Origin of the sequence: Corynebacterium sp. HMSC14B06, assembly GCF_001807075.1 — a bacterium.
GTDB classification, from domain to species: Bacteria; Actinomycetota; Actinomycetes; order Mycobacteriales; family Mycobacteriaceae; genus Corynebacterium; species Corynebacterium jeikeium_D.
On the sequence record NZ_KV787378.1, the window covers coordinates 43,779 to 51,457 of the forward strand.

At 60.6% G+C, this 7,679-nt stretch carries 6 protein-coding genes and 1 riboswitch; of the genes, 2 read left to right on the forward strand and 4 right to left on the reverse strand.

The window, feature by feature from the left end; genetic code table 11:
- Window positions 1–173: 173 nt before the first annotated feature.
- Complete coding sequence (gene thiC / locus HMPREF3130_RS06035) at window positions 174–1,880, reverse strand: phosphomethylpyrimidine synthase ThiC (protein WP_070429531.1); 1,707 nt, start codon at window positions 1,878–1,880, stop codon at window positions 174–176.
- A riboswitch (TPP riboswitch) is annotated at window positions 1,879–2,000 on the reverse strand. It overlaps the preceding gene by 2 nt.
- Before the next feature lie 384 nt (window positions 2,001–2,384).
- On the opposite strand from thiC, the gene HMPREF3130_RS06040 reads away from it, so the two are divergent.
- Together HMPREF3130_RS06040 and HMPREF3130_RS06045 are read left to right on the forward strand one after the other, a co-directional pair.
- Window positions 2,385–2,915, forward strand: a complete 531-nt coding sequence (locus tag HMPREF3130_RS06040; RefSeq protein WP_048732941.1) for a hypothetical protein — start codon at window positions 2,385–2,387, stop codon at window positions 2,913–2,915.
- Complete coding sequence (locus tag HMPREF3130_RS06045) at window positions 2,912–4,759, forward strand: hypothetical protein (protein WP_070429533.1); 1,848 nt, start codon at window positions 2,912–2,914, stop codon at window positions 4,757–4,759. The genes HMPREF3130_RS06040 and HMPREF3130_RS06045 overlap by 4 nt, the downstream gene beginning before the upstream one ends.
- An 8-nt stretch (window positions 4,760–4,767) precedes the next feature.
- On the opposite strand, the gene HMPREF3130_RS06050 is transcribed toward HMPREF3130_RS06045, so the two are convergent.
- The 3 genes from HMPREF3130_RS06050 to HMPREF3130_RS06060 all read right to left on the reverse strand — a co-directional run bounded on the left by HMPREF3130_RS06050 (window position 4,768) and on the right by HMPREF3130_RS06060 (window position 7,369).
- Window positions 4,768–5,220, reverse strand: coding sequence for an SDR family oxidoreductase (locus tag HMPREF3130_RS06050; RefSeq protein WP_053084339.1), 453 nt, complete (start codon window positions 5,218–5,220; stop codon window positions 4,768–4,770).
- 121 nt (window positions 5,221–5,341) lie between these two features.
- Window positions 5,342–6,580, reverse strand: coding sequence for a methyltransferase domain-containing protein (locus tag HMPREF3130_RS11600; RefSeq protein ID WP_082149771.1), 1,239 nt, complete (start codon window positions 6,578–6,580; stop codon window positions 5,342–5,344).
- A 249-nt stretch (window positions 6,581–6,829) separates the two neighbouring features.
- The gene (locus HMPREF3130_RS06060) at window positions 6,830–7,369 is read right to left on the reverse strand and encodes a pirin family protein (protein WP_141737784.1); all 540 of its coding nucleotides are present in this window, start codon (window positions 7,367–7,369) and stop codon (window positions 6,830–6,832) included.
- Between the last annotated feature and the right edge of the window lie 310 nt (window positions 7,370–7,679).

A 7,679-nucleotide genomic window follows, 5' to 3' on the forward strand; every position in this document is an offset into this window, starting at 1 on the left:
AATGTACACCTGCATATTAGGCTCACCTAACGCATTTATTAAGGCGCGCCTTATCCACCCCCGTTTGAGTCTCAACGCTGGGATTGGAAGAAATGGTTGAGAGCAAAAGAAAACCGCGGCCAAGCCCAATAGAGCTCGACCGCGGCTTGCTTCAGCAGCTTTGACGCAACCAATTACTCCGCGGTAATCGGCAGGTAGACGCGACCACCCTGATCAGTGAACTCCTGGGACTTCTCAGCCATGCCGGCCTCGATAGCTTCAACGGAGTCCAGGCCGTGTTCCTTCGCGTAGTCCTGCACATCCTTGGAAATACGCATGGAGCAGAACTTCGGACCACACATGGAACAGAAATGCGCGGTCTTTGCCGGCTCTGCGGGCAGGGTCTCATCGTGGTAATCCAGCGCAGTGTCCGGATCCAGAGCCAGTGCAAACTGGTCATGCCAACGGAACTCGAAGCGGGCCTTCGACAGCGCGTCGTCACGCTCCTGAGCGCGCGGCAGCCCCTTTGCCAGGTCAGCGGCATGCGCGGAAATCTTGTAAGTAATCACGCCGACCTTGACGTCGTCGCGGTTCGGCAGACCCAGGTGCTCCTTCGGCGTGACGTAGCAGAGCATGGCGGTACCAGCCTGCGCAATGATTGCCGCGCCGATAGCCGACGTGATGTGGTCATAGCCCGGCGCGATGTCGGTTGCCAGCGGGCCGAGGGTGTAGAACGGAGCTTCCTCACACCACTCCTCTTCCCACTTCACGTTGTCAGCGATCTTGTGCATCGGAACGTGGCCTGGGCCTTCAATCATGACCTGGCAGCCGCGGGACTTGGCGATCCTGGTCAGCTCGCCGAGGGTCCGCAGCTCAGCCAGCTGGGCCTCATCGTTAGCGTCGGCAATGGAGCCCGGGCGTAGGCCGTCACCGAGGGAGAACGTGACATCGTACTGTGCCAGAATGTCGCACAGCTCAGCGAAGCGCGTGTAGAGGAAGCTCTCCTGGTGATGCGCGAGGCACCATGCGGCCATAATCGAACCACCGCGGGAGACAATGCCGGTAACGCGGTTGGCGGCCAGTGGCACGTAGCGCAGCAGCACACCCGCATGAACGGTCATGTAGTCCACGCCCTGTTCACACTGCTCAATAATGGTTTCGCGGTAGATTTCCCAGGTCAGCTTGGCCGGGTCACCCTTAACCTTCTCCAGCGCCTGGTAAATCGGCACCGTACCAACCGGCACCGGGGAGTTACGCAGAATCCACTCGCGGGTTTCGTGAATGTCCTTACCAGTGGACAAATCCATGATGGTGTCCGCGCCCCAACGGGTCGCCCACACCATCTTCTCCACCTCTTCGGAGATGGACGAAGTCACAGCCGAGTTACCAATGTTGGCGTTGATTTTGGTGGCAAAGCGCTTGCCAATAATCATCGGCTCGGTCTCCGGGTGCTTGTGGTTGGCCGGAATCACGGCGCGCCCCGCAGCAACCTCTTCGCGCACAACTTCCGGATCCACATTTTCACGAGCGGCAATGAATGCCATCTCTGGGGTGACAATTCCCGCACGAGCCCATGCCAGCTGCGTCTTGACCTTCGGGGCGTCCTCAGACCCCGCAACCGCCGGCACCGCCGGAGCCTTCGGCCAAGAGTCACGAGTCTTAGCCAACCCCTCCTTCAGATTCAGTTCCGGGTTTTCCTCGGTGTAAATACCCGAGGTGTCGTATGCATCGAAGTGAGTGCCGTCCGTCAGATTGATTCGACGGACTGGAATGCGCAGGTTCGCCTCACCGAAATCGTTGCTAAACGCAACCTCGTCGTAATGCTTGTTGCTGCGGTAAATCGGGCCAGTTGTAACCTCGCCCTCTTTCGGTGGAGCGGATACAGATACACGTGCGGCCATGAAGCAACACATCCCTTTCCTACGCTGGTATTACCCAGATTCAGGTTCGTCCGGTCGACGCTCGATCCCTAGCGTCCTCTCAGTGCCGGAATTTCGGTTGGCACTCCCGTGGTTTTGTAATGCGCCTCATAGTCTAACCAATCGTTCGGATTACTTCGGTCATTACACCCGCGCTGTCCACCAACGCTTAACGACGCCCCGGAGAACGCACCCCAAAGGTGCAGGTGGTGGCTACGCAGAGGCGTCGTTTTGCACGGCGACCGCGTTGTCCACACCCCCTAAAAGTTATCCACAGCCGGTCTATTTTTTCGGCTTCTCAGCAAGCGCAATTGCGACCGCGGTGTTATATCTTTCTCACACAAATTCTTTGGGGAGGGAAAATTGAAAAAGGCGACTACTGCCGCCCTACTGTCAGCACTTCTATGGGGAATAACGGGGACTAGTTGCGCATCGACCGAGGCATCCGGCGAGGACGTTCAACCTGTCGGCGACAATGCGACAACCATGACTACTGACTCGGGCGTGACGTTACCTGCGGGTGTGCTTCCACCCAACAATCCGCCGGAGCCCGGTGATGCTCCACTTGGTCCCGATGGGCACTACAACTACGACGCACCCGAATTCGTCCTGACCAATCCGTGTGACGACCCTGCGATTATGGGGCGTTTAGACAGGCTGGGGTTCCAGGAGCAGTCTGAGGTTTCAGAGCGAATTAAAGGTGTCAAACAAATAGGTTGCGGACTTCAAACAAGTCATATTTTGCCCCTCGGGCTCTGGCACACATCGGTGGCCCATTCCCGGCTCGAGAACTATGACGCTCACCCCACTACACACCACTCACAAGGCCTTCATTGGGTGACTTTCAGACAAACCAACCCGATTGGTCTCTCATACTGCATTGCATCTGTAGAGACCCCGAAAGGCGCACTGGGTTTTATAACGCACATCTCAGAGGAAGAATCTACTGATTTCGATGAAACCATTTGTGAGCCCGTCAATGAACTCATGACCAATTACCTGGGGGAAATATCTTGATTTCTGCAAATATTTCGACAATTGATCACGCAATTAGCGGACTAACTGGAGCAATCATGCTTCCCGGTTCGTCTATGACGATGCAACCAAACTTGGCCGGCTACTCACAGGTTCCGTCACTCCAGCTGGTGGCGACAGAACACAGTCTCGCAATTTCCGGCAGTTCAGGAAGCTCTGCCGCCGTCGGCTTGTCTCTGGGCAAACAACTCACCTGGGCGCAAACGAATCTCGCTGACTTCCGTCGCGTGATCACTGAGCACGAATCCACCATGAATCGGATTCTTCGAAGCATTAACCCGTTCAATGGTGACGGCGCTTCCCTTGCTGAAGTAGCGCGCACAAGCGGTGTATTTCAGCGTCGGCCGATGTTTGAAGCTGGAAGTCTCACTTTCGCGCCAGTCACTCTTTCTGCGGAACTTGGTCTCGATGCGAAGTCCCTACTATCCATGTTTTCCTCGACAAATGACGGTGCCGTAGCCGAGGCAATCGCCTACTGGAACAACTTCGCCGACACTATGACCACGTTGGCCAGCAATCTAACCTCCATCTCATCCGGCTTGGTGTCGAGCAACAGCGGTGCTGTCTTCTCTGCTGCTGACTCAACAATGAAAGGTCTGGCCGCACGCGCTACCAGCATCGCCACCGCATCGGAGGTCATGGCCGGGCACCTTGCCGTATTGCCATCTGTGAAAGCGATGGCCGTCAATGCACTATCAGCGATCGAAGCCGAATCCAAGGCACTCCCAAACCCTGGCGCGCAAAAGGCTTTTGAACAGGCCGAGGTAGCAGCCTTTCTCTCTGGTCCGTATACCGCACAGCTACAGACAGCTATTCCCCGAATTCCTAACCTGGTTTCTGCCGATGCGGGAAGTGGTGTGACTGCCGAGGTGTCCGTTGGGGCCACAGTCGCCGGGCGTTCTGGAACTAGCCAGTTCAGCCTTTCGCCTGCGGGGATGACTGGAAGCATGCAGGCCGCCAGCACACCAGTTGGTGCCACCTCAACTGTTCCGGATTCTCCAACACCACAATCCACATCCGCGAGCCCTTCCGCTCCTTCGCACGTGCAACCGAGCACTTCGACTTTGTCGAACCCCACAAATCCGTCTGCTGCCCCTGTGCACCCAGCATCACTTAGCAGCCCAACGAGCTCCACAATCTCGCCAACATCCCCGACCGGTACATCAACCATGGCTCAACCGAGCACGGCGAATCCAGCCATGGTCACCCCTTCGGGAGCGAGCGCCCCACTTCAACGCACATCACCGCAAGGAGTCTCGCCTTACGGAGTTCACGGCAACCGGCCGGCTGGCCCTCTCGGCGCAGGACGCACTGCGGGGCTCACACCAGCGGGCAATATCCCGGCACTGCCGCCTTCTGGAAACGCAAGCCCCCGTCCACCGGCCTCGGGACTTCCGACTTCGAGTCCTGGTCGTATGCCAGCGCCAACAGCGGGGCGCGGGATGGGAACCGGCTTGGGTCCCGGGGTTGCTGGTTCTGCCTTGCCAAACGCCTCGAATAGCCCTTCACAGCGCGGAAGTGGATTGATGAATTCCCTAATCAGCGCACGCAACAGTACTGCTACCGGAGCTACGGGTGCTGCTGGCGGAACCGCGGGCGCCGCTGCTGGAAACCGTGGCGCAGGGTCTTTCGCGGCCACCACTGCGGGCAGCCGTGGCGGACTGCTCCAAAAGGGCTCCGCACCGTCGGCACGCAAACTGACAAACGTGGCCACCATCAGGGATAACGATGCCGGCGCTTTCGAGCAGAACGAATACCAGAAGGAGCTTTTCGGGGATGCGCCAATCACTATCCCGGCGGTGATTGGTCACAACGTCCGATCGTAAAGCTCCGACTATAAGCCTCCGAGCATAAAGTCAGCGCGCAAAAGCTGATCTTTACCCGCTCGGGCGCCACGGGGGATCAGGCTGGCGATCGACGATGTCATCACGATCTTCGCGCCCGGCTCCAACAGTGGCACGAACGCACGGCAGCCGCAGACCGCCCCGAGCAGGTTGATGTCGAGCGCGCGGTGCCACGTGTCCATGGTGACGTTCTCGATCGCCCCGCCGACCGCGATGCCCGCGTTGAACACGAGCACGTCCACCGCGCCTATCGCCGCGGCCGCCGCCTCCCGGTCCGCGTCGGAGGTGACGTCCAGCTCGCGGTAGGTGCACGCATCGCCGAGCTTGACGACGTCCTCGTTCGCCGAGTCATGCAGATCGGTCGCGATGACCGAATCGCCGCGTGCGACGAAGCGCTTGGCCAGTTCGAGGCCGAAGCCGGAAGCGGCGCCGGTGATGAGCACGCGCCGCAGGCCGCGTGGTTCGGGGGAACGGCCGAAGGGGCCCTCGCCGGATGCGGCGGCGAGGCCGGTCCGGGCCGGCGAAATCGCTCCGCCCGTGCGGCGGTCAACCCCGTGTACGGATCTACGTGAGCATCGACAGCAGGAACACGGAGTCCTCGTCTGCGTCGACCCGGTGTGGGACCATGGTGGGCAGGTGTGCGACGGTCCCCGGCGTGAGGACCTCGGTGCGGTCGCCTACGGTGAAGCGCACCTGGCCCTCGATGCATTGCACCATAATCGGGTGTGCAGCGCGGTGATCGGGCAAGGCCTGGCCGGAGCGGAAACGCATGGCGATGATGTTTACCCCGTCGGCCGTCTGCAGACGTTTCACCGCCGGGCCGTCGCCGTCCTTGGCGGGCGGAGCGGCGGCGACGACGTCATGAAGGCTCAGAGCCTCCGGATCGGCGGTCAATTCAGCTTGCTGGTCGTCGTCGAGGAACTCAATCTCGGGCCCGCGTCGGACGGCGGGCGATGCTTCGCGCCCGCTTTCGGAAGCGTTGGAAACGGTACCCGTCGCATCGGCGGCGTCGGCGGAATCGGCGGTGTCGCGCAGACGGGCCACGATGCCTATCGAGGCGAGGGCGTCGTCGTTCTCGACGAAAACGCTGCGCATGCCGAGAACGCGCTTACGCGCCGCGGGGTGCTTGATCATGTTGCCTGCGATGCGGGCAACTCCGGAGATCCCTTCGTCTTCGATCATCTGGGAGGGCTTGAGCAGGCCCATCTCCGCAATGCGGACGTGCTCGACCTCGAATCCGTGTTCTTCGAGGAGGTTTCGCCACTCCGCGACGGTGAGTGGTCGGGCGTTGACCCGGATGGCCTTGGACATCGCGATGCGAATCTCATCTTTCGTCGCCGCATCCAGGTCGTCGGGGGTCAACGCCAGTTCGTGGATCGCGTAGCGGCCGCCGGGAACGAGAATCCGACGAACCTCGTCGAGAATCGCCGCCTTGCCCTTGTCGCCTTGCATGGTGAGCATCGCCTCGCCCACGACGGCGTCCGCCGAGTCATCGCCGAGCCCCGTCGCTTGGGCCTTGCCTTCGGTGACCCGGCCCCTGTGGCCAACGACCTTGCCGGTCGTCTTGGCGGCGTCGGGGTCCTCGTCGATGCCGACGTAATCCCCCGGTGCGCGATTCAAGATTTCCGTCGCCGTAATCCCCAGTCCCGGTGCGAGTTCGACGACGCGGGCGTCGGTGAGGCGAGCCCGGTCGAGAATCCACTCCGTCATCTTCCGGCCACCGGGTCGAAGGACCTTTTTGCCCAGTCGGGCCAGTAGCCAGTGGCCCTGGAGTTGTTCGAAATCTCTGTCGCGTGCATTCATGGTGCGTCTCACTCGTCGTGTGGCCGGGCCGACGGTGTCGGCGGCTGCGCCGGCCCGTTAACCCGCATGTAAAATACTGCTTTAGCAATTAACTTAGCCTTACCTGGCATATTTGTCGAGGGGTTGGCCCGAAACGCCGAACCGGGCCGTTGCAACGTAGATGTCCGACGACCCGGTCGATCCGAAAAAGGCGAGGTACCTGTCCTTCGGCGTCTGGTCTATACCGTCATCCGGTGTCGTTTGGTGGGCTCAGTCGATGCTGCGGTCCATGGTCCAAGCCAGCACCTCGGCATCGTTGATGGCGGTCATGGGCAGTGAGTCGACCTCGTCCGAATCCGCTGAATTCGATCCGTCGGCCGTGATGCGGGCAACGTCGCCGTCGTAAAGCGTCTCGTCGCCGAAGGATGCCGAGCCGCAGGCGACGAAGAAGTGGGTGAACCGCGACAACGGCACGTCGATGGTGCGGCCTGCGGGAACCCGGCCGATGCGCAACGTCGCGCCGGTGGTGCCGATGGTCAGCGGCGCGAGGCCCGGTGTGCCCGACGCGACCGGGACCAGCGTGCCGTCGGTGAGAGCATCGTTGAGGTCGACCTCGTCGTGGGAGGGAGCGGCACCGAGATCGTCGGGCGGCAACCAGGCCTGGACGACCCGCAACTTCTTGCCGTCGAGGTAACCGGAGGCATTGAGCTCGGAGTGGCGGATCCCGCGCCCGGCGCTGATTCGCTGCGCCATGCCGGGGTCCCTATGTGGATTGTCAATAGTCAGGCGGAACTTGCACGTACATCGCATGGGGGTGTTGTAGCCATCACTGATCGCCGAGCCGCATCATGCGGGCCGGCGGTGATCAACGCAGCGGCCTACACACCCCTGGCGATGTTTCTAGCAGGGATTTCTCGGAAGAACTCACACCGAGTCAACAGAGCACAGATGACATTGCAGCAGCTCCGGGCAAGCCACATCACCGCGGCATTGTGCTTCTGTCCTTCACCCCGTTTACGCAGGTAGTAGTCGCGCGATGCAGGATGGCAGTTCGACGCGATCCACGCCGATTGAAACATCGCGTTTTACAACTGTTTATTGCCGGCCCTGGTGGGAAACT